At 64.0% G+C, this 756-nt stretch carries 1 protein-coding gene; it reads right to left on the bottom strand.

Annotation, left to right across the window (positions count from 1 at the left end):
• Positions 1-756 (bottom strand): dicarboxylate/amino acid:cation symporter (locus AC58EF_RS28580; RefSeq protein WP_497279754.1); only part of this gene is annotated, 756 nt, incomplete at both ends.

Genomic DNA, 756 nt, shown 5'->3' with positions numbered 1-756 from the left:
CATGCCTTCCCATTTGGTGATGACGGAGGTGGCGATGGCGTTGCCGAGCACATTGGTCGCGGTGCGGCCCATGTCCATGAAATGGTCGACCGCCAGGACGAAGGCCACGCCCTCGACCGGCAGGTCGAACTGGCCCAGCGTGGCGGCGACCACCACCAGCGAGGCGCGCGGCACGGCGGCGATGCCCTTGCTCGTCACCATCAGCACCAGCAGGATGGTGATCTGGGTCGCGATCGGCAGGTCGATGCCATAGGCCTGGGCGATGAAGATGGTGGCGAAGGTCGCATACATCATCGATCCGTCGAGGTTGAAGCTGTAGCCCAGCGGCAGCACGAAGCTGTAGATGCGGCGCGGAATGCCGAAGCGGTCGAGCTGCTCCAGCATCTTGGGATAGGCGGCTTCGGACGAGGCGGTGGAGAAGGCGATCAGCAGCGGTTCGCGGACATAGCGGATCAGCTTCACCATGCGCTTGCCCAGGAAGATCGCCCCCGCGCCGAACAGCAGCAGCCACAGGCAGAAGAGGGCGATGTAGAATTCGCCGACCAGCTGGCCATAGGTTTTGAGCACGCCCAGCCCCTGCACCGTCACCGACGAGGCCAGCGCGCCGAACACCGCGAAGGGAGCGACGCGCATCACATAGCCCGTCACCTGCAACATCAGTTCGACCATCGATTCGATCACGGTGATGATCGGCTTGCCCTTGTCGCCGATGGCGGTCAGCGCGACGCCGACGAACAGGGAGAAGACGACGATCTG

This window comes from Sphingobium sp. WR1, from assembly GCF_059693745.1.
The sequence above is the reverse complement of the archived record's forward strand: the minus strand, read 5'-3'. Positions and strand labels throughout refer to the sequence as shown.